The sequence below is a fragment of the Mycobacterium sp. OAE908 genome, from assembly GCF_017872775.1.
Classification (GTDB): domain Bacteria; phylum Actinomycetota; class Actinomycetes; order Mycobacteriales; family Mycobacteriaceae; genus Mycobacterium.
On the sequence record NZ_JAGGJL010000001.1, the window covers coordinates 2,268,245 to 2,289,415 of the forward strand.

At 63.6% G+C, this 21,171-nt stretch carries 20 protein-coding genes; 3 read left to right on the plus strand and 17 right to left on the minus strand.

From position 1 onward, the window contains the following. Positions 1-3: 3 nt before the first annotated feature. Both J3E61_RS11145 and J3E61_RS11150 read right to left on the minus strand, forming a co-directional pair. Positions 4-342 carry a DUF732 domain-containing protein gene (locus tag J3E61_RS11145; protein ID WP_210085507.1) on the minus strand — a complete coding sequence of 113 codons (339 nt, stop codon included), beginning with the start codon at positions 340-342 and terminating at the stop codon, positions 4-6. A gap of 106 nt (positions 343-448) precedes the next feature. Continuing rightward, positions 449-1,507, minus strand: a complete 1,059-nt coding sequence (locus tag J3E61_RS11150; RefSeq protein ID WP_210083585.1) for a M20/M25/M40 family metallo-hydrolase — start codon at positions 1,505-1,507, stop codon at positions 449-451. A gap of 112 nt (positions 1,508-1,619) precedes the next feature. On the opposite strand from J3E61_RS11150, the gene J3E61_RS11155 reads away from it, so the two are divergent. Further along, positions 1,620-2,831: an acyl-CoA dehydrogenase family protein gene (locus J3E61_RS11155; protein ID WP_210083586.1), complete on the plus strand. Its 1,212-nt coding sequence runs from the start codon at positions 1,620-1,622 to the stop codon at positions 2,829-2,831. 3 nt (positions 2,832-2,834) lie between these two features. Here the strand turns inward: J3E61_RS11155 and J3E61_RS11160 are convergent, their stop codons facing one another. From J3E61_RS11160 to ligD, 4 genes are all read right to left on the minus strand, one after another. Further along, positions 2,835-3,176 carry a hypothetical protein gene (locus J3E61_RS11160; RefSeq protein ID WP_210083587.1) on the minus strand — a complete coding sequence of 114 codons (342 nt, stop codon included), beginning with the start codon at positions 3,174-3,176 and terminating at the stop codon, positions 2,835-2,837. Then, positions 3,173-3,847 (minus strand): GAP family protein, encoded by a 675-nt coding sequence (locus J3E61_RS11165; RefSeq protein WP_210083588.1) that lies wholly within the window; start codon positions 3,845-3,847, stop codon positions 3,173-3,175. Before J3E61_RS11165 ends, J3E61_RS11160 begins: the two co-directional genes overlap by 4 nt. Before the next feature lie 135 nt (positions 3,848-3,982). Continuing rightward, positions 3,983-4,396 (minus strand): anti-anti-sigma factor, encoded by a 414-nt coding sequence (locus tag J3E61_RS11170; RefSeq protein ID WP_192725818.1) that lies wholly within the window; start codon positions 4,394-4,396, stop codon positions 3,983-3,985. A 117-nt stretch (positions 4,397-4,513) separates the two neighbouring features. After that, positions 4,514-5,749, minus strand: coding sequence for a non-homologous end-joining DNA ligase (gene ligD / locus J3E61_RS11175; protein WP_210083589.1), 1,236 nt, complete (start codon positions 5,747-5,749; stop codon positions 4,514-4,516). A 54-nt stretch (positions 5,750-5,803) separates the two neighbouring features. Here ligD and fadD2 point away from each other — a divergent pair, with 54 nt between their 5' ends. After that, positions 5,804-7,564, plus strand: a complete 1,761-nt coding sequence (fadD2, locus tag J3E61_RS11180) for a long-chain-fatty-acid--CoA ligase FadD2 (protein WP_210083590.1) — start codon at positions 5,804-5,806, stop codon at positions 7,562-7,564. Here the strand turns inward: fadD2 and J3E61_RS11185 are convergent. The 10 genes from J3E61_RS11185 to J3E61_RS11230 form a co-directional block, all read right to left on the minus strand. After that, positions 7,561-7,872: a hypothetical protein gene (locus tag J3E61_RS11185; RefSeq protein ID WP_192725815.1), complete on the minus strand. Its 312-nt coding sequence runs from the start codon at positions 7,870-7,872 to the stop codon at positions 7,561-7,563. The two genes, fadD2 and J3E61_RS11185, sit on opposite strands and share 4 nt — an antisense overlap. 8 nt (positions 7,873-7,880) lie before the next feature. Further along, the gene (locus J3E61_RS11190) at positions 7,881-8,162 is read right to left on the minus strand and encodes a hypothetical protein (protein ID WP_210083591.1); all 282 of its coding nucleotides are present in this window, start codon (positions 8,160-8,162) and stop codon (positions 7,881-7,883) included. 64 nt (positions 8,163-8,226) lie between these two features. Further along, the gene (locus J3E61_RS11195; protein WP_210083592.1) at positions 8,227-9,243 is read right to left on the minus strand and encodes an aminotransferase class IV; all 1,017 of its coding nucleotides are present in this window, start codon (positions 9,241-9,243) and stop codon (positions 8,227-8,229) included. A gap of 25 nt (positions 9,244-9,268) precedes the next feature. Next, positions 9,269-10,765, minus strand: a complete 1,497-nt coding sequence (locus J3E61_RS11200; protein WP_210083593.1) for an amino acid permease — start codon at positions 10,763-10,765, stop codon at positions 9,269-9,271. A 70-nt stretch (positions 10,766-10,835) separates the two neighbouring features. Then, positions 10,836-11,747: a LysR family transcriptional regulator gene (locus J3E61_RS11205; RefSeq protein ID WP_210085508.1), complete on the minus strand. Its 912-nt coding sequence runs from the start codon at positions 11,745-11,747 to the stop codon at positions 10,836-10,838. 160 nt (positions 11,748-11,907) lie between these two features. Next, positions 11,908-12,903 carry a dTDP-glucose 4,6-dehydratase gene (gene rfbB, locus J3E61_RS11210; protein ID WP_210083594.1) on the minus strand — a complete coding sequence of 332 codons (996 nt, stop codon included), beginning with the start codon at positions 12,901-12,903 and terminating at the stop codon, positions 11,908-11,910. Positions 12,904-12,906: 3 nt separating this feature from the next. Continuing rightward, positions 12,907-13,890 (minus strand): glycosyltransferase, encoded by a 984-nt coding sequence (locus J3E61_RS11215; protein WP_210083595.1) that lies wholly within the window; start codon positions 13,888-13,890, stop codon positions 12,907-12,909. Beyond that, positions 13,883-14,980: a glycosyltransferase gene (locus J3E61_RS11220; RefSeq protein ID WP_192725809.1), complete on the minus strand. Its 1,098-nt coding sequence runs from the start codon at positions 14,978-14,980 to the stop codon at positions 13,883-13,885. The genes J3E61_RS11215 and J3E61_RS11220 overlap by 8 nt, the downstream gene beginning before the upstream one ends. Before the next feature lie 5 nt (positions 14,981-14,985). Next, positions 14,986-17,157: a cellulase family glycosylhydrolase gene (locus tag J3E61_RS11225; RefSeq protein ID WP_210083596.1), complete on the minus strand. Its 2,172-nt coding sequence runs from the start codon at positions 17,155-17,157 to the stop codon at positions 14,986-14,988. Between the two features lie 23 nt (positions 17,158-17,180). Continuing rightward, a complete protein-coding gene (locus tag J3E61_RS11230) occupies positions 17,181-18,611 on the minus strand; it encodes a hypothetical protein (RefSeq protein WP_210083597.1) in 1,431 nt (476 codons plus the stop codon). 210 nt (positions 18,612-18,821) lie between these two features. Here J3E61_RS11230 and J3E61_RS11235 point away from each other — a divergent pair, with 210 nt between their 5' ends. Further along, entirely contained in the window at positions 18,822-20,132 is a 1,311-nt protein-coding gene (locus J3E61_RS11235; protein ID WP_210083598.1) for a hypothetical protein, read from the plus strand. On the opposite strand, the gene J3E61_RS11240 is transcribed toward J3E61_RS11235, so the two are convergent. Continuing rightward, the gene (locus tag J3E61_RS11240) at positions 20,068-21,162 is read right to left on the minus strand and encodes a glycosyltransferase family 4 protein (RefSeq protein WP_210083599.1); all 1,095 of its coding nucleotides are present in this window, start codon (positions 21,160-21,162) and stop codon (positions 20,068-20,070) included. The genes J3E61_RS11235 and J3E61_RS11240 overlap by 65 nt on opposite strands. Positions 21,163-21,171 lie beyond the last annotated feature (9 nt).

Below are 21,171 nucleotides of genomic sequence, written 5' to 3' on the forward strand. Positions count from 1 at the left end.
TGTTCACCCTTCTGCGGCTGCTCGTTGCAGGACCGGCGCCTGTTCGGGGCAGTACGTATTGATCGCGGCGCCCAGGAATTGCCACGCCTGCTCGGTGGTGCTGCCCTTGGGCAGTTGGAGGAAGACGAATTTCGCTGACTTGTCGGCATCCTGGTCGAGCCCGTTATAGAGCCGCTTGCAGGTGATCTTGCCGATCCACGCGTTGTAGTCCTTCTGCCCGTAGATGCCGTACGTGTGGAGTTCGTTGGCGAAGTCGGTGTCGGGATCAGCATGCGCGGGCCAGGCCACGGCAAGTCCGGCGATCACCACCATGATTCCGAGCAGGAGTCCGCCGAGCACCATCAGGATTGCCCTCATACGGTCACTCCCGTCGGTACTGTGCCTATTATCAACTAGGTTGAGATCCACGTGAAACGAACTTAACCGGTCGATTTCTGAACGTCAACGTCTAGCGCAGCAGGAACTCGACGAGAACCGCACTCATTTCGGGGATCGCGTCGCGGCGGATGACTTCGTAGCCATGCGTGCTCAGCGTCGGCAGACACAGCAGCCCAGCCCGCGGTGTCAGGCCGCTCGCCTTGGCGTGTGACGCGTCGGATTCGAAAGCGCCGAGCACCGCCGGCTGCGGCGATAAGCCCAATTCCGTTGCGACACTCATCAATTGGTCTGCGATGTTCTTGTCGTAGACGCACTGTGCGTCGCTGTAGCCGACAATCGGTCCGCCGCCGACGGTGGTGCCATACTCCGCTTCCGCTGGGCCGACCTCCAGTGCCAGCGTGACGTCACCTGGCAGGGTACGACTGGCATACGAACCGCCGATGCCGCCGATCTCCTCGTTGGTGGTGAACACCAAGTAGACGTCACCGGCGGGCCTGCGCGCGCTTTCCTGCAATCGACGGGCCGCCTCGAGCAGAGCGACCACGGGCGCACGGTCATCCATGAAGTAGCAGCCGAGGTAGTCGCCGAATTCGACGAGTGTGCGCTTGCTGCCGTCCACACAGACTCGGGTTCCCGGCCGGATTCCCGCGCTGGACAATTCGTCGGGTGTGCGGCCCGTGAAGACGTAGACGTGTGTCCAGTCCAATGCTTTGTCGCCCTGGTCCGGCTTCGTCTCCCAGATCCTCGGACTTTCCGAGGTCGTGTGTTCCGAGCCGAGCGTCAAGACGCCGCACAGTGTTTCGTTGTCGCCGAGCACAGCGACCGGACCGAGGCCGAAGTTGCCCGGATACATCGTCCCCAGTTGTGTGAGGTGCAGCGTGCCGTCGGATTCCACGCGCTTGACGAGCATCGACAACTCGTCCATATGGGCCAGCACTCGCGTCGACGGTCCACCGCCGCTGCCGCGGACCAGGCCGACCAGATTGCCTGCTTCGTCAACCCAGTTCTCGTCGACCCGCGGCGCGAGTTCGCGACGGCACACCTCGCGGACGGCGTCTTCCTGGCCGCACGGCCCGAAGGTGGACAGGAGCTCTTGGAGTAACTCGCGGGAGAACCCTTCGTCAGCCACCTCGATGACTTACCCGGAGTCGCAGTGAGGCAACCCACAGCGGGTATACCTTACCGAGCGGTAAGTATCGGTGTACATTTGTTCACCGAATCATAGAAAGGCGGGGTGAACCGTGTCGTTTTCTCTTGAACTGTCGGAGGACGTGATCCAGGTCAGGGACTGGGTTCACGAATTCGCGGCTGAGGTCGTGCGCCCGGCGGCGGCCGAGTGGGACGAGCGTGAGGAAACCCCTTGGCCGATCATCCAGGAGGCGGCCAAGGTCGGCCTCTACTCGATGGAGTTGTTCGCCACTCAGGCCGCCGAACCGACAGGCCTCGGCACGCTGACGGTGTTCGAGGAGTTGTTCTGGGGTGACGCCGGCATTGCATTGTCGATCCTCGGCACCGGACTGGCCGCGGCGTCTCTTGCTGCCAACGGCACGCCAGAACAAATGGGTGAATGGCTGCCGCAGATGTTCGGCACGCCAGAGGATCCGCTGCTTGCGTCGTTCTGTTCCTCAGAACCCGCCGCCGGATCCGACGTCGGCGCCATCCTCACCCGCGCCGTCTACGACGAAGCCAACGACGAGTGGGTGCTCAACGGTGTGAAGACGTGGGCCACCAACGGCGGAATCGCCAACGTGCACATCGTCGTTGCTTCGGTCCATCCCGACCTGGGCAGCCGCGGGCAGGCCACGTTCATCATTCCGCCGAACACGCCCGGCTTCAAACAAGGGCAGAAGTTCAAGAAGCACGGAATCCGCGCCTCGCACACGGCCGAGGTGATCCTCGAGGACGTGCGTCTGCCCGGCCGTCTCCTCGTCGGCGGCAAGGAGAAGTTCGACGAACGAATCGCCCGCATCCGCGAAGGTCAAAGTGCCGCGGGCCAAGCGGCGATGAAGACCTTTGAACGCACCCGGCCTGCCGTCGGCGCAATGGCCCTCGGTGTCGCCCGGGCGGCATATGAGTACGCACTGGACTACGCGCAGCAGCGTGAGCAGTTCGGCCGCAAAATCGGTGACTTCCAAGCGATTGCGTTCAAGCTGGCCGACATGAAGACCCGTATCGACGCCGCGCGTTTGTTGGTATGGCGCGCGGGATGGATGGCGCGCAACAACAAGCCCTTCACGAATGCCGAAGGTTCGATGGCCAAACTGGTCGCCAGTGAAACCGCGGTCTATGTGACCGACGAGGCCATCCAGATTCTCGGCGGCAACGGCTACACCCGCGACTATCCCGTCGAGCGCATGCACCGCGACGCCAAGATCTTCACGATCTTCGAGGGCACCAGCGAGATTCAGCGCCTCGTCATGGGCAGGGCGATCACGGGACTGCCCATCCGCTAGCGGCTAGCCGGTCGGGGTGAACGAAAAGGCAAGCACCACAAAGGCTGCGATCAACAACAGCCACGCCACGACCGGAACGATGAACCCGCCCGGCCGCCGCGCCGTGAAGAAAGACAGCACGACTGCGACGACCGCGACAGCGGGCGCGCCGTACTGAATCAGCGTGAACCCCAGCTCACCGGGACCCTCGCGTGGGCACGGCTGCTTGTTGCAGCCCGCCGTGCCCATGATCTGCATGTAGAGGAACACGACGACCGCGATGGCGCCCGGCACAGTGGCCAGGGCCAGAACCCAATTCGCAGTGCGCCCCACCCTCGCCGCGTACCCGGCGGCCAGGCGGCTCAAACCGCGCGAATCCCGGTGTACACCAACAACAAACCGACGACGACCAGGAAGCCCGCTGTCAGGACGGCGTGCTGACGTTCCATCCACTGCTTCATCAGCTCGAGTTGATGGTCGACCCTGTCGCCGGCGATGGCATAAGCGAGTATCGGTAGCAGCACCGACGAACCCGCGATGGCCGTGTAGTAGACGACGGCAACCCACACACCCGCAGCACCCACTGCCGCCGTGCCGATCACCAGCCCGGCCGCGCCGTTCATCAGCAGCACTTTGGGATTGACGAGAATCAGCCCAACCGCGACCGCGAACGCGCCGACGGGCGTCAGCCTGCCCAGCCTGTTCAACCACGCCGGCTGTTTGGTGACGAGGTGACGCGTCAGCCACCGCCATACGCCGAACACGATGAACGCGACGCCGACCGCGAGCCGCACCCATGCCGCCCACGTGGGGGCGGGCCGGTTGAGCCCATCGAGAAGGCGAGGCAACTGGACGAACACCGCCGTCGTCACCGCGAGACCGATGAGCCAGCCGAACATGAAGGCCAGGCCGGTGGACCGGGCACGGTCGGACTGCAGCACCAGCACGATCGCCGGGACGATCGTCAGGGGCGACATGGCAACCACCAACGCCAGCGGGATGAGCTGGCCGAGCATCGCCGCCCAACTACCCGACATGGGCAGCGATCTTAGTCAGCTACGGGTGGATCAGCGGGCAGTGAGTGCCAGGGGCCGCGAGCGCGGCTTGTGGCGGCCGTGCACCAGGTAGGCCAGCCACCGAATGTCGAGAAGCATCGAAGTTCGAACCCGTCTCTAAGCGCTCTTGGTAAGGAGCGGAAGTAGGCGACGCCGCTCGAGTATGGCGTCGGCGAAATTGTGGAGTGCGTCTGCGACCGATGCCACCGTTGGCAGCTCGACTCGGTCGTCGAAGGTGCGTACCGCGTGATTGACCGGCTGGCTCGCGATCAGCGACCATTCGACCCCTGCGACGATGCAAGCGTCATCGAGTTCGCTCAGCAGCGAAATGATGTGCGGTGTAGCGGAATTCACGCCACTGAGATCGAGCACGACGGGCTTTTCCCGTAGCACGAAGCGCTTGGCATATGCGCTGACCTTTTCGAGGTTCGCGTCGTCGAGATCACCTGTGACCGTCACAACGGTCGCCAGTTGGCGACTGCACACCCGGATCTGGGCGCCGTCGCAGTCGAATGCCGGATTGCCGTACATCTGGCGCCTCCCCTCGATCGGTGAACTAATACCGAAGCTACGGAGCCGATCTAAGGCAACGGGGAGTAACGGCTAATACTTTATTAAGAACCGGTTTTGCGTCGAGCAGCAAACCACTCAGCCGCGTCGCATCCACTGCGGCCCAGAGTAGTTTTCCCAGGGGTTGTAGTCGGCCAGCAGCGGTTCCTGCGGAGGTCGCTGCTCCTCGGGCACGTGCTGCAGGTTAATCCGGATCCGGTACCAGATCGAACTGGGCCCACGCATACCGTCCACCAAAATGTCTGCAGGCTGGAGCATTTCGGCTACTGCCGGGTAACGTCCGCGCCATTCGTCGAGCGCGGCCATTGCTTCGTCCTTGGTCTTGGTCCGTGCAACCTCGATCAGCGGCATCGTCGATTGCCGACGACCGGTCCCCTTCTTGGCGCCTCGTGGCGCCTTCTCGGCCGGACCGAGCCGATCGGCGAGGTCGAGCAGCGCGTCCAGTGTGCCCGCGTGGTCGTCCATGGCCTCCCACGGATCGCCGCGCTCCTCGAAACGCGCGGGCACGGTGGCGATCGTGAACCGCTCCGGCTGACAGTCGGCGACCTCGTCCCAGAACAGCGGCGTCGACACCCGGGCGTCCGGCGTGGCCCGAACGGAATACGCCGACGCGACCGTGCGGTCGAAGGCGTTCTGGTTGAAGTCGACGAAGACGCCTTCGCGCTCCTCCTTCCACCACCGCGCCGTCGCGAGTTCGGGCGCGCGGCGTTCCACCTCCCGGGCCACCGTCTGCGCCGCAAGCCGCACGAATTTGAACGGCCACCGCGGCGCGATGCGCGCGTAGATGTGAAACCCGCGGGAGCCCGACGTCTTGGGCCATGCGGTCAGGCCGTGCTCCTCGAGCACCTCGCGCGCGATCAGGGCCACGTCGACGATCTGGCGCCATTGCACGCCCGGCATCGGGTCGAGGTCGACGCGCAGTTCGTCGGGATGGGCGAGGTCGTCGGCGCGTACCGGATGCGGGTTGAGATCGACGCAGCCCATGTTGATTGCCCACGCCAGACCCGCGGCGTCGCGGATGACGGCCTCCTTGGCAGAGGTGCCCGACGCGTACTTCAACTCGGCCACGTCGACGAAGTCGGGTCGTTTCTCGGGGGCCCGCTTCTGAAACACCGCTTCCTCGGTGATGCCCTTGACGAACCGCTTGAGGATCATCGGCCGGTCACGCACACCGTGCAGCGCGCCTTCGGCCACGGCGAGGTAGTAGCGAATCAGGTCGAGTTTCGTCACCCCGATATCCGGGAAAACGAGCTTGTCCGGGTGGGTGATCGACACCTGCCGACCGTCCACGTCCAGCGACATGGAAGCGGCCATATCGTCATGGTAATTTCCCGGTCGCGCTGAGACGCCCGTCACTAGGGTGTGATCATGCCTAAGCTCACCGATCTTCCGTTGCAGGCAGTCGCCAAAGCCCAGCAGTACGCCGAGCGAGGGTCCGCCGAACTCCACTACTTCCTCAAGATGCTGGAGGCAGGCGCGTTCAAGCTGGAGCCGCCGCAGAACATCGCCGCGATGCTCGCCGACATCCGCCGCTGGGGCGAATTCGGCATGATTCCCGCGCTGAACGCGCGTCGCACCCCCAACCGCACCGCGATCATCGACGACTTCGGCGAGCTCACGTTCGGCGAACTGGATCAGGCCGCGCACGAGGTCGCCAACGGGCTGCTGGAAAAGGGCATCAAGGGCGGTGACGGGATCGCCATCTTGGCCCGCAACCACCGCTGGTTCCTGATCGCCGTATACGGGGCTGCCCGCACCGGTGCGCGCATCATCCTTCTCAACAGTGAGTTCTCCGGACCTCAGATCAAGGAGGTGTCCGAACGTGAGGGCGCCAAACTGATCATCTACGACGACGAGTACTTCGACGCGGTGTCCAAAGCTGAGCCGGAACTGGGCAAGCTGCGCGCGCTGGGCACCAACCCTGACAAAGGCGAGTCGTCGGCCAGCACCGACGAGACGCTGGAAGACTTCGTCGCCCGCAACTCGGGCAAGCCCGCCCCGAAGGTGACCAAGCACTCCTCGATCATCATCTTGACCAGTGGCACCACCGGAACTCCCAAGGGCGCCAACAGAAGTACGCCGCCGTCGCTCGCGCCGATCGGCGGCATCCTCTCCCACGTGCCGTTCCGGTCCGGTGAGATCACGTCCCTTCCGGCGCCGATGTTCCACGCGCTTGGGTATCTGCACGCCACCATCGCGATGATGCTCGGCGACACGCTACTGCTGCGGCGGCGCTTCAAGCCGCCGACGGTTCTCGAGGACATCGAAAAGCACAAAGTCAGTGCGGTCGTCGTCGTCCCGGTCATGCTCTCGCGCATGCTCGATGCGCTGGAAAAGATGGACAAGAAACCCGATTTGTCCTCGCTGCGGATCGTTTTCGTGTCCGGCTCGCAGCTAGGCGCAGAGCTGGCTCAGCGCGCACTCAAGGACCTGGGCCCGGTTATCTACAACCTTTACGGCTCAACGGAAATCGCGTTCGCGACCATCGCGCGACCCAAGGATCTTTCGATCAATCCGGCGACCGTCGGGCCCGTGGTCAAGGGCGTGAAGGTCAAGATCCTCGACGACAACGGCAAAGAGTTGCCCCAGGGGGACGTCGGCCGGATCTTTGTCGGCAACACCTTCCCGTTCGAGGGGTACACCGGCGGCGGCCACAAGCAGATCATCGACGGGCTGATGTCGTCTGGCGACGTCGGCTATTTCGACGAGCACGGTCTGCTCTACGTCAGCGGGCGCGACGACGAAATGATCGTGTCCGGTGGCGAGAATGTGTTCCCCGCCGAGGTCGAGGATCTGATCAGCGGCCATCCCGACGTCGTCGAGGCCACCGCGCTCGGCGTGGAGGACAAGGAATGGGGACACCGACTGCGGGCGTTCGTCGTCAAGAGCGACGGCGCCAGCATCGGCGAGGAGGACATCAAGTCGTACGTCAAAGAGCACCTGGCCCGCTACAAGGTGCCGCGTGAGGTGGTGTTCCTCGATGAATTACCGCGCAATCCAACCGGGAAGGTGCTCAAGCGCGAGCTGCGGGAGATGTCTCTGGACGGCGAGGACGAAAAGTCGGAGAAGTCCGATGAGTCCGAGAACTCGGAGAACGCCAAGAACTCCGAGAATTCGGAAAAGTCCTAACCGGCGGTGATCGCCGCGCCGGGGACGGCCAGGCACACCAGCATGAAGGTCAGCAGGAACCAGCCGGCGCCCTGCCACGCCGGCCACGCGCCCTCGTCCTTCCAGACCCGGTAGGTCTTGACGAATGCGCCGACACCGCCGCCGAACAGCACCGCGGGCACCGTCGACGCGATGATCACGTTTTCTCGCCAGGTCGTCGCCCACACGGCGAACATGACGCCTGCAACCGCGAGAACGGCACCGACGTACATCGCAGCCTCGTGGAATGTGCCGGGCCGGTCGAAGCGCTTCTCAACGTCGTGCGACATGTCCTTGGCTACGGGCCTCCGTTCACGTACCAGGACAGGCAGCCGGGATGGTTGCGGCACGCGATGATCGCGTTGGCGTCGGGCGCCGCGCCGCGGACCCTGGGTGCGGTCGGACCGGGCACGGTGCAACTCGGAACGAAGGGACCCCACGGGAGTACGCCGTTGTAACAGGGTTGCGCGGATGCGGGCGGTGCGGTGACGGTGACGAGCGCGGCGGGCGAAACCAGCAAGGCGAGCGCGGCGGCTCCGATGACCACGAGACGCACCATGGATCGTACAAAGGTGCTCATATGCACTGCTAACGCCGAGCGACTACCTGACTATTTCGATCGTAGACCTGTTTCGACGCAATCGTCAGTAATCAATGGCCTCGATCAGCGGCGAGGGCTCATCCATCAGCGCCCAGAACCGGTCACGGATCGCGACAGTGAGCGGGCCGGGTGCGCCGTCTCCGATGGGTTCGCCGTCGAGGGTGTTGATCGGCGTGACACCGCCCGCCGTGGTGACCGCCATCAATTCGTCGGCGTCGTACAGCTCGTGGCTGGTGACATCGCGCAGCGTCGCCTCGATCCCCATGGTGTCCGCCAGTTCGAACACCGTCTTGCGGGTGATGCCGGGCAACGCGTTTCGTGACGGCGAGGCAAGCTTGCCGTCCTTGACGATGACGACGTTGAAGCCGGGCCCCTCGGCGACGCAGTTGTCGGCGTCCATCAGGATCGCGGTGCGCGCGCCGCGATCCTTGGCCTCGAAGCTGGCTGCGGTCAAATCACCCCACTGATAGTTCTTGATGGTCGGATCCACGGTGTTGCGGCCTGCGCGTCGCACATGCCGCGGCACGATCGCCGTCGTGCCGAAGATCTGCTCATGGGGTGGGAATGCCCACAGGTAGGGAATCGCGTAGATGTAGACCTGATGGGTCAGTTTGGATAAATCCTTCTCGCCCTTGCGCTTTCCGTATCCGCGCGTCACGGTGAGGTTGACGAAGGATTCCCGCAGCTGCGACATGGCCACACAACGCTTGGTGATATCGGCGAGCTCGTCCTTGCTGTATCCCGGGTCGAGCCGCAGCTTGCGCGCTCCGTCGAACAGCCGGTCCAGATGGTCGCCGAGCCGGAAGATGTTGCCGTGCCACACATGTGCGACGGTGTAGGTCAGATCGGAGTGGCCGAAGCCGGTGTCGAAGATCGAGATCCGCGCCTCCGACGCCGGGATGTACTCGCCTTCGATCCACGCCACGCCGCCGGCGTACGGGCTGGAGGTGTCCAGCTCGTAGTCGCTGTACTGGATCACCGAACCGGCCGGTGTGTCCTCCCGGATGGCCCCGGGCTCTACGGCGACGAGGTTGCTGGTGCCTTGGTCTACCACGGTCATGAGAAGAGTTGTCCTTTCGAAGGATTCAGGAGAGGTGAGTCTTGGCGTAGTCCGGTCCGGCGTCGCCGTCGGCAAGGCGCTTACGGAGTCCGGTGACCGCCCAGAGGCCGGCCAGCGCGACGAGACCGAGGAAGACGTAGCCGTTGTTGACGAACTGCGGAAGGAAGATCAGCGCCGCACACACGAGCGTGAACGCCACGATGCCGAGGACGTAGACCGGCATCCGGGCGCGTCCCAAGTCGAACGTGCCGGGCTCCGCGGCCGGGATGGTGCCGCGGCGATGGCCGATCAGCAGCGCGACAGTCTGCAGGAAGTAGGTCGCGAACACGGCCAGCGACGACAGCCCCATGATGAGGAAGAACACCTTCTCGCTCACCAACGCCGACAGCAGCAGGATCGTCGACAGCGTGAAGAGGCCGAGCACCGCGTAGGTGGGGGTGCGGTTAGAGGGGGACACGTGCCGCCAGATGTGAGAGAAGGGCAGCATGTTGTCGCGTGCCATCGAGTAGGTCAGCCTGGTCGCCACGAGAATGTTCGCAAGGATGCACGCCATGATGTTCGTAAGCGCCACGGCGACAACGATTCTCGTGACCACCGGACCTACCTGCTGGGTGATGATCTCCTCGATCGGGGCCGCCTGGGCCGCCGCGACCGCGTCCTGGTCCTTGATGGCCAGCACGTAGACGACATACATTCCGAACTCGATGATGATCGAGGTGGTCAACGCATAGAACATCGTGCGGGGGATGACGTGTCGCGCTCCGACGGTCTCCTCGGCGACGTCCGCGCTGGCCTCGACACCGATCAGCCCGAAGAACGGTCCGAGCGAAGCGGCCAGCCAGGCCAAGATGTAGGCGCTGTGCTGATCCGACGTCCCACCGGTGAACAACACCGAGATCGGTTGGTGGTTCTCGGGTGCGGAGAAGGCGACGATGGCGACCAGGATCGTCGCGCCCACCGTGACAACCAGTTCGAGGCTGACGCCGATGTTGTTGACCATCGTTGCGAAGCGGACACCGTAGAGGTTCACCACCACGCAGACCGCCATCACGCCGATGGCGACGAGGATCTGCGCGGTCTGGCTCATGTTCCAGCCGAACAGGCTGCCGAGATATCCGGACAGGATGAAACCGACTCCTGTCATGCCGCACACCCATCCGGCCAGCGCCATCACCCCGGTGAACCACGCGAGCGTCGAGCCGTGAATCCGGCTCGTCCATTGGTATGCGTAGCCCGCCAGCGGGATCTTGGCGGTCAGGTCGGCCGCGATGAACGTCCAGACGACGAACACCGCTCCTGCGAGCAGCAGCGTCCAGACGAACGGGGCACCGGCGGTGAAGTATCCAGCACCGAACCCGGTGAACACCGCGGTGGTGGCGCTGATCGTCGCGAAGCCGATCGCGAACGACGCGAGGCGGCCGACCGAGCGGTCGAGCCTTTGGGTGTAGCCGAACTGTGCGAGCTTGGCGTCCTCGTCATTCGTCGGCGCCACAGGCGTAACGGTTGAGGCGGTGTCAGTCATGGGATGAGGAAACCCGACTGGGTGTTTCCAGGGAAGTTGCACTTTCTGATCTACTCATAAGCGCGCTTTATCAGTAGTAGGTCGCCGGGCGTTCGATCGCCTGGCCCTCGCCAAAGCTCCATTCCTCGCGGACGTGCCTGACGAGCTGCGCGGCCTCGTGGCTGAGGCCGGCCGGGTGCCAGGCGAGCGCGGTGTAGTTGCGCGGCCGGTCGACGATCGGCACGTAGGCGATGCCCTGCCGGTTGTACAGCCGAGCGCTGGCCTCGCTGGTGAAGCTGATCCCGAGGCCGCGCGAGATGGTGGTGGTCTCCTCTTCGTAGGTGGCGGCGACGGCGGCGATGGTCGCCGGTTTGCCGCCGCGGGCGTCCATCGCCATCCAGTAGTCGCGCCAGCGGCCCGCGGTGGCCGGGGCGACGACAATCGGATCGTCGAGCAGCTCGGCGATCTTCAGTTCGGACCGGCCCGCCAGCGGATGGTCGCGCGGCAGGCAGGCCACCCAGTCTTCGGCGTCGAGGATGAACATTCGATGGTCGGGCAGATCGACCGGTGGCCTGATGATCGCGACCTCGGTGCTGCCGTCGGCGAGGCCGGCCGTCGGATCGGAGAAATCGAATTCCCTTGGTTCCAGCGTTATTTCGGGGTAGGCGGCCTCGAAGTGACGCAACAGCCGGAACAGCAGGTCCGCTCCGGTGCCGATCAGGTAGCCGAGCCTGACGCGCCGGTAGTGCGCCGACAGCGCGATGAGGTCGTCGACCGCGCCGTCGATCCCACGCAGTGCGTCACGCACTTTCGGCAACCAGGCGTGGCCGAGCTCAGTGAGGGCCACCTCGCGGGTGCTGCGGGTGAACAGCATCACGCTGAGCTGATGTTCGAGCTGTTTGATCGCCGTCGACAGCGCGGGCTGCGTGATGAACAGCCGCTCCGCGGCGCGCCGGTAATTCAGCTCCTCGCCGAGCGCGACGAAGTAGCGCAGCTGGCGCAGCGTGACGTCACCGCTCGTTGGCCCGGTTCCCTTCCGCGAGATTGTTGGTAAACCCGAGCGTAGCGGCAGGCTGGTCAGCGGTGGTGACCCTCGGCGGACTTCGTTGGTGAATGGGTGGGAGTGAATCCCCACCCGGCCGCAATCGACAGTTCGCGCGTCGTCACTGGCCACGCTTTTCGTATTTGGCCTCGACCGCGTCTTTCAATGGGCGCCACCATGATTCATTGTCGCGATACCACGCGATGGTGTCGCGCAGACCGTCTTGGAAGACGATGTGCTTGGGAGTCCAGCCCAGTTCGTCATGAAGCGGTGAGGGGTCGATGGCATACCGCAGGTCGTGGCCGGGGCGGTCGGTGACGTGGTCGAAGTCATCGGGGTCGCGGCCCATCAGCGCCAGAATGGTGCGCAGCACCGACAGGTTGTCGCGTTCACCCTCGGCGCCTATGAGATAGGTGCGACCGATCTGGCCGTCGGCGAGGATCCGCCACACCGCGCTGTTGTGATCATCGACGTGTATCCAGTCGCGGACGTTGGCGCCGCTGCCGTAGAGCTTTGGCCGCCGCCCCGTCAACACGTTGGTGATCTGGCGTGGAATGAACTTCTCCACATGCTGATACGGGCCGTAGTTGTTGGAGCAGTTCGAGATCGTGGCGGCTACCCCGTAGGAGCGCACCCAGGCGCGCACCAACAGATCGGCCGCCGCCTTGGTCGCCGAGTACGGGCTGGACGGGTGGTAGGGCGTGGACTCGGTGAACCGTTGGGGGGAATCCAGGTCCAGGTCGCCATAGACCTCGTCCGTGGACACATGATGCAACCGCACCCGCTCGGCGCGCACCGCTTCCAATACCGTGAACGTGCCCAGCACATTGGTGTGCACGAACGGTTGCGGGTCGGCCAGCGCATTGTCGACGTGGGTTTCGGCGGCGAAATGCACCACGGCGTCGGCCTCGGCGACCAACTTCGACACCAGGTCGGCATCGGTGATGTCGCCGGCCACGAGTCGGATATCGTCTTCCACCGCAGCCAGCGACTCGCGGCTGCCCGCATAGGTCAACGCATCCAGTACCGTCACCGAAACCTCGGGACGGTCGCGCACCGTACCCTGCACGAAGTTCGCTCCGATGAATCCCGCACCACCGGTCACCAAGATCCGCACAGGTCAGACCACCTTGCTGCTGGACGCCAAGCTGATGACGTCGGCCGATCGATCGGTTGTCGGCGCCTTCACGACCCGGCCAAACAGTCCGGCCAGCGCTCCAGCCGCGCCCGATCGGTACCAGGAGACTCCCTTTTCGGCACGAAACCCGACGAGCATGCGCAGTGGTGTCGTAACGGCCATCATCGTCAACAAGAGCCAGAGGGCGGTGACCGTCGGTATTGCGATGCGGCGCGGATGGTGCGCCATGAGCGTTATCGCCGCCGAGCGGTAATACTGGCCCGCCGCGAAGTCTCGTACCTGTTCAGTTGATCGGGCGCCGAGATGAGTGATGGACGCCGCGGTTTCGAGAATGGCAGGAACTCCGACGCATTCGAGCCGTCGAGCCAGCATCTCCTCCTCGTGGTAGAGGAACAGCCGCTCGTCGAAACCGCCCGCACGCCAAAAGTTCTCGGCACTGACCGCCATGCAGGTGCCCTGGATGTAGGGGACGGGGCCGCCATATCGGTACACCGAGTATTCGGGAGGGATGTCTCTTTGCAGGAACAGCTTGGCCAAAGAGGTCGGCAAGCAGACTTCGCCGAGCACTGACAGAGGCGTCGACCAGAACCGCGCCCGAGTCTGATCGAATCCGTCCTCGTCGGCGATGCGCGGACCGACCAGGGCGTCATCGATCCTGACCCGCTGTGCCAGTGACCTAACCGCCCCCTGGGTGAACGAGGCGTCCGGATTCAGGAAGATCAAGACATCCGAATGAGCGTTGGCGGCGCCGAGATTGCATCCGGCGCCGAATCCGCGATTGCTCCCCGCCGAGATCACCGTTGCCTCATGGCGGGCCCGCCTGGCTACGGCGATGGTGTCGTCAGAGGAACTCTGGTCGACCACGATGACTTCACAATTGCGCGGTATCGAATTCAGGCAGGTTTGGATCGTGCCTGCTGAGTTATACGTCACCACGACGACAGATGCTGCGAGACGGTTAACCATGGCGTGCTTCCATTCGCTCGAACCACAACGTGCGAAATTGCTGCGCGAAACTCTCAAAAGTGAAGTGGCGCAACTCCTCGGCGACGGAGGCGTATTCGCGGGGATCGTGTCCCAACGGCACACGTTCGCTGATACCAGTGCACGCCGCCGAGATGGCAGGCGGCAGACCCTCTCTGGAATGTTCCGTGGCGATTACCGGTACCCCGTGCATCATGGCTTCGACCACCTTCACTTTCATTCCGCCGCCCCGTTCGATCGGTGCGACAACGGCGTCGACATTTCGATAGAACGAGTCGACGGAGGCAACGGACCCGAGGATGTCGATGTGTGGCGAGGGCGGCAATGTCTCCGATCCGAACCCCGCGACAACGACACGGTCGAAATTCGGGGCCAGCAGCGGGAGCCATTCGCTCACCAGGCGTCGATAGGCGTCACGGTTCGGCGGGTAATCGAAGTTGGCCAGCATCCCGCAGGTGCGGGAAATGGGCGTGGTTGGTCGCCGTGCTGTGTTGAACCGGTCTGAGACCGGGGTGGGAAGCCACACTGCGTCGCCGCCGAGACGATCGCGGTCGGCCCACGATGCCACCGAAGTGACATCGGCGTGCCGCACTTCGGCGGTCTCCCGGTCCGCCCACATTCTGGCGTGCGCACGATTGAACGCGGCCGAAATGGGATCCACTGTGCGAGCGTGATTTCGGGCAATGTCGCTCCACAGATCAGCGAAGTCGAGCCACGTCGGGCCGCAGCCAAGGCTCCAATGATGAGCGGAAGGCACCAAACTCAGCGTCGGTCCGCTGCACGCCTGTTTGGCCAGCAGGCGTTCGACGGGGCTGCGCAACGGCACAGGCAGTAATCGGCGCTTGGCGCGGTGCAGCGGTGAATGGAGGACAGCGGCGTCGGCCTCCGGCCCCTTCGGGCCGACCGCAACCAGACGGACGGCACCGACACTCTCCAGGACACGGCGAAACGCGGTCACCCGCCTTCCGCCGCCGTCCATCTTGCCCAGTGAAACCCGTAGTGCCACCATCGTGCTCACGTCTGATTCGGGCGACGTCGCAGCGTGCATCGCGTTCCTCCCGTCGTGCCTCACGCGCATCAGAATCGGGCCCACTCGTCGGCGATGTCGACCTCGAGGCGATCGTCCGATTCGGAGTACAAACCCCACTGATCGTTGATGGCTCCCCACTGCAACGCGCCGACCACAAGCCGGCTCGAATCACGCAACGTCTTGACACGCGAGTAGAAGGCACCCGGATCCGCGCCGGCGGCTGTCCGGTCGATGCCGAACTCGCCGATGAGCATGGGGCGGTCAACGCCGAGCTCGTAGGGCGCCAGGATCGCTGAGTCGGAAGCGATCTCGAGGCCGTCATATACGTGAAGATCAAAGAAGTCGACCAAGTATGCGTACTTCGCGTATTGGTCGATCTGCCCGATCTTGTCGTGGAGCGTGCCGGGCGACACGTCGCTGATGGATAACGGAATAGCAGGCGCGGCGGCGCGAATAGCGGCCGCCCACGCACCGATCCAGGCGAGCACTTCCTGTTCCGGATAGATGTCATACGCGCTGGCGACTTCGTTGCAGAGCTCTATCGCAACGACGTTGCTGTGGCGGGCAAGGACGGCGGCGACGCCGGAGAGGAAATGCGCGATGAACACCGAGTCGGCGTCACGTTTGTGACGTAGATCGATGGCGCAGTAGTAAAACCGGCAGCCAAGCGATTGGCAGAGACTGATGACCTGCTGCAACCGGGCGTGATAGGTCGCTTCGGTGATCAGCCCGCTGTGTACGGCGTTGACATCACCTATCAGTCGGATGGTGTTGGCCCCTTGCTCCACGGCACGCCGGACCGAAAGCTCGATCCACCGCCAGTCCCACCTCGACCACAGATTCAGCCATGCCGACGCCGCGGGATCGTCATTGGCCAGATCAACAAGCGGGGGAATGATGTTTGATCCCTTCAATGCCGTGGCTCGCAGTGGTGCGGTTGTCGGGCCATTGACGGGCCGGGCCACCGGAATGCTCCACTTCGCGGCGAGGGCGTCAAACACCGTGCGCAGTTCGGCACCACCGAGCGGACGGTTCCAACGCAGGATTTCACCGATAGTTCCCGAGAAGAATTCGGCGTTGTAGGCAGAGCCGATGGTCATCGTGACGCCGGGGGGAAACTTCACTGGTGACAATGCGCCTGCAGCTGGCCGGCCGTCGACGTACAGTGCGGAGTTTCCCACGGAGTCAAGGCTGAACGCGGCGATGGTTGCGGACTCGCCGACCGCCCCTGGTTGTGTCTGCGCTATTCCGGCTCGGCCGGCATTGAGCGCGGCAAGCGATCCGTCGTCGTCGATCCGAAGCTGGAGTCCGCCAGTCGATTCGTCGGGCCCGATGATCGTGCCGCGACCCTGGATGACGGCGACTATCGTCATACTGGTGCCGTCCAACGGTGCCCCGGTGAACAGTGTGTCTGCGCCATCGAAGAGTAGACTCTGGCGCGATCCAATCGAATTGAGCTTCAGCACAGGCGCTTTCGCATCACCCTGCTGGTGTGCGGTCAGACAGTTGTTTGGCTGAGCGAGTTGGGGCACTCGCTCGACCGGTTCGCCGTCGCGCAACCGTCGGGGCTCGGTGTCGCTGATCACGAAGCCGCGAATGACTGTCTCGGCGTCACCGTCGCGCAATCCCACCCCGTAACGCTTCACCGACCACCCATCGTTGAGGTCGGTCGCGGCGACCTGGATGTGATTGACCCAGACTTCCAATCTTCGCGGGGTGATTCTGACCTCGATCACGTTGGCGCCGCCCAGTACAAGCCTTGACGGACTTCGGTATAGCCCTGCAACGCCCCAGCGAAAGCCACGCAGTTCGACCGAGTCGATCTCACCCCACTTCCGTACGGTGATTTCCCAGTTCCGAAAGTCGTTGTCCTCCAGTAGAATGCACACGCTGGCCTTCGATTTGCCCGCGTCGAAGGTGGCCCGGATCTTGGCCTGTGAGAGCGGTGCAGCGTCGACCATTGCCGAGGTCTCTCGGCCGATGTTGCCGGTGTGCGTCCACACGTGGCCGCGCGCCGACACGATGCGAGCGCCCGTTTTCATGGTCGCGAAATCGGTGCTGTCGACAGGGCTTGAATCAAGCCGAGTCGCATCGAAATGCAGATCCAGCCCCGGAATCACATCGGGATTCCAGCAAGGGGCCGCCTCGACCTCGGCGGGCCGCCCGCAGCCGCCAACGAGCGGCGCGGCAGCCGTCGCTGCACTGAGGAGAAGCGACACCTTGAGGAAAGGTCGTCGACCGATCATCGAAGCGTCAGGCCGATAGCCTGCGCCGGGCTGTCGCCGTTCTCGGACTCGCGTGGGGCGCCGTGGGAATTCCGCGCGCCGTTGCGCTTAGCGTCTGCAGGGGTCATGAGGTCCGCGTCACTCGGCGAGGAGACCGACACTACGGTCCCCAGCGTGGTCGCCGTCGCTGGCGGCCGCGGGATCAGCGTGCGCCTGGCGAATGCGGCGCCTAGCGAAGTGGCCTCTGCGCGGTTCACCTCTGCCATGTGTTCTTCGAGATCGCGGCGTTTGGTGCGGTGGTAAATGCCAATGGCCACAACGCCATCGACGACGGGCGCGATGGCAGCGGAATGTGCGAACAGGCTGAGCGGCGGGACAACCACGACCACGAATTCGTATGCCGACTTGAGCTGCCGGAGCCGCTCGGCGAGCGCTTGTCGGTCCACAGGATTGCCTTGCGAATCATCGTCGAATCCCCACTGAACGGGGATCAGCCGATCGGTCTTCTTGCGGGCCTTTCGCGCATACCGGGTGATTCTGACTTTGATGTCGGGACTGGCATCGAGGACGAGCAGAACCGCTCTTCGTTTGTTGGCGACCAGGGCATCGACCAAGTTGAGACCCGCTTCCGCGGTGAACCGGCGCGCCAAATCTCCTGGCATGCCTGCGAGCGCGACGGTGGGCGGAACCGAGCCATCGGCGGTGGTGATGCTGACCCGCAGCCGCGCCGTCGCCTCGGCGGCTTCGGTACGCGAATTCAGCATCAAATCTGTCGAGGATGCCGGCAGATCAGCCAGCGGACGCTGGCCGATCGCCCGCTGCACGTCGACACCATCACGGATGCGCCTGGCGTAGTTCTCCCAAACGAACGCGATGACCAGACCGACGAGAAATCCGCAGATGCCGCCGAATATGTAAATCAACTTTGGCGGCAGAAGCTGTGCCGGCAGACCGGCCTCGGCGTGGTCTACTACGGTCAACCGGACCACCGGGGCAGTGCCATCGGGCGGTGTTTCCAATGCGCTCGCCATCGCAATGAACTGGCTGGCAAGTCCATTCGCGATGTCACGAGCCTGGATTGGTGAATCCGCGGTGACCGTGACATCCATGACCGCGGCGTCCGGGAACGACTTCGACGCCACGTGCTCCGCCAGCGTCGCTGCGTCCATGTTGAGATGCAACGCGTCGATGGTCCTTTGCGCCAGCGCGCGGCTGTTCACCAATTGCTCGTAGGAGACGACTCGGTCCCTGGCGTATATGCCGCCCTGTTGAGCGTCATATTGCGAGGTCGATGTGGCGCCGGAGATGAAGAGCCGCGTGGTAGCCACGTACTGCGAGGGTGAGTGCATGAGCCACAGCGCACCCCCACCGACACCCACCAACGTCAGCAAAGCGATGACGAGGATTCGATATCGCACAACTCGAAAGAATTCCCGTAGTTCGTCCATCGCCTAGCTGCACCTCTGATCGCTCGATTATAAGTTGCTCAGAAGTGATCTAATCCGGTTTTTTAGCAGGCCACAACCCTTGCAAGAAGCTTGCAAAGGTTCGCTGGATGCGGTCGGCTCGGTTATAGTGTTGCTCGATGTCCACCGCGCTGATATGCGGCGCTCGACCAGTCTGGCGATCGACTGAAGCTAGGCACACCGGAGGCTGAAGTGCCATCTCACATCGCGCTGGCGGTACTGCTGGCAGCGTTAGCTATGGGTGTAGCATGCCGCCTCTCGGCGCCCCGTGTCGTCGGCCATCTGACGAACGTTGCGATTGTCACCGCCGTCATGTGGCCACGTCTGTACGAGTTGGCGATGCCGCCGCGCTTTGCATTAGCTGTGTTGTTGGCGCTCGGAGCGGTTTCGTGCGCACTGAGTTTGGCCGCGAGCGTGCCGACCAGAACGTTGATTTCGGTGATTGTGCTCGGATTCACCGGCGTCATGCTCGTGGCGTTTCTCGGCTTCCAAGTGGTCACCGCCGGAGTCGGTGACACCTATTTCCGCTACTTCGTGGTGGCACCGCTGTCCGCCGCCTACGGATATCTGTTGGTTCGCAGCGGTCGAATCGCCGAATTGGGCTACGCGATGTTGGGCGTCGCGGTGATCACATCAGTTCTCGCGGTAACGGAGGTGGTTACTGACGGGCCGATTCTGAAGGGGAACACGTTCGACGAATTCATCGACGGTCAATTCCGGTCTGCCGTGTTCTCAGAGCAGACGCTCGTGCTATCCGCATTGCTTCTCTGCGCGCTGACCGTGGCGATCGTTGCGACAGCGGGAACGAGACGGGTGCTCTTCGTCTCGGTGTTGATAGCAGGGATCGCGGCCACCTTCAGCCGAGGCGCCATGATACTGGCGGTCTGCTACGTGATCGTGGTGGCCGTGTCGGGTCGCGCACCGGGGATCCGTCGGTACATCGCGGCGGCCAGGGCACCGGCCACGGCGTTCCTGTTGCTCGCAGCCCCAATGGTTCTTCTGTTACAAGGGGCCGTGGGTTACGGCGTGACAAGCTCGGATCCCACCACCGCCAGCGCTCAGTATCGCCGGGCGATTTACGCGATCATGCCGGAATCATTGCGAACTCACCCGTTGGGATGGGGTGCTTCAGGTCCGCCGGAGGGGATGTACACGTTGCGCAGTCCTTTCGGCACTCTTGACGTCAGTGCCACCGTCGACTCCGAAGTGGTGCATGCGGCACTGGAATACGGTTACTTCGGGTTGGCGTTGCTGGCCGTCATTGTGGTCGTCGTCATCGCTCGGGTGCGAGCCGATCGCTGGTGGAGCCACATGGCCCTGCTCATCACTGCTGCCGGCCTGTATCTTTCGATTCACTCGTGGCTGAGTCTGTTGAGCGTCTGGGCAATCGCGCTTGGTGCCGCGGTCGCCAACCCGCCGCGGCGGTCGAGCGCAGATCTCACGACGAGGGATTCACAGCCAGTTCGTGAACGCTCGACCGGCCTTGAGCCAGTTCACTTCTGATCGCAGCGCAAACGCTGCTCCAGGTGTGGGCTTGCCGGTATTCGGCCGCGGCCGGGGTGGGCTGCTGACCGACGATGTCGCGAATGGCCCGGGAAATACCATCCACGTCGAGGGCATCGACAAACGTCGCGTGGCACCCGATTGTCTCGCGAAAAACCGGAATGTCGCTGGCCAAGACCCGACAACCCAGGGTGGCCGCCTCGACCACGGGTAGGCCGAAGCCTTCATCGAGCGACAGGCACACGAACAGCGCGCAATGGGTGTAAAGCCACTTCAAGTGGCTGTCGCTGACCCGCTCGACGATTCGCAATTTGCCAGCCGCGACCGCAGATTGACAATCGGCATCCAAGCGCGTGATTCGTCCGGACGGCTCGCCCACCACGACAAGAGGAAAGTCTTTCGACAAAACCCCGGACCGCAGGGCGGCACGCAACGTCACCGCAAGGTTCTTGCGCACGTTGAGCCGGCCGACGCAGAGTAGATACTTTCCAGTGACCAGGCCCAGCCCGGGGTCGGTGGGCTCGGCGGTGCTTAATGCGCTTGCGACGGACAATCCGCTACTGACCACGCGGCGCAGCCGTGGGTTATAGCGGCGGATTCGGCCTAGTTCGGATTGCGAAGTGGCGATGACGGTGTTGGCGCGTCGAGCCAAGCGTGGCATCAAGCCGAAGTAGAGGCGCTCAATCCTGGTGAACCATTCGGGATTCGACTGAAAGAGAACATCGTGAAGGAACACCACACCTACAGTTGAGTTGGCCGCGAAGTTGAACGCCAGTATCGCGTCGGCACCTCGGCGTCGGGCGATGACGGGAAGTTCCAGAAAATTGATCGCCGGATGGACCCGCAGTCGAGTGCGGGCCGTTTCGACTCCGTCGGGTACCGGCGCCGAGGTATTCGCTTCACCGGGCGCAGCAATGATGATTCGGTCGTCGGGATAGTCGATGGTCCACCGTTGGACGATTTCGTGGAGCACCATGCGGTTGGATATCGGCCCTTCGGCCCACCAGTAGCCGTCGATGAGGATGTTCATCAATCTCCC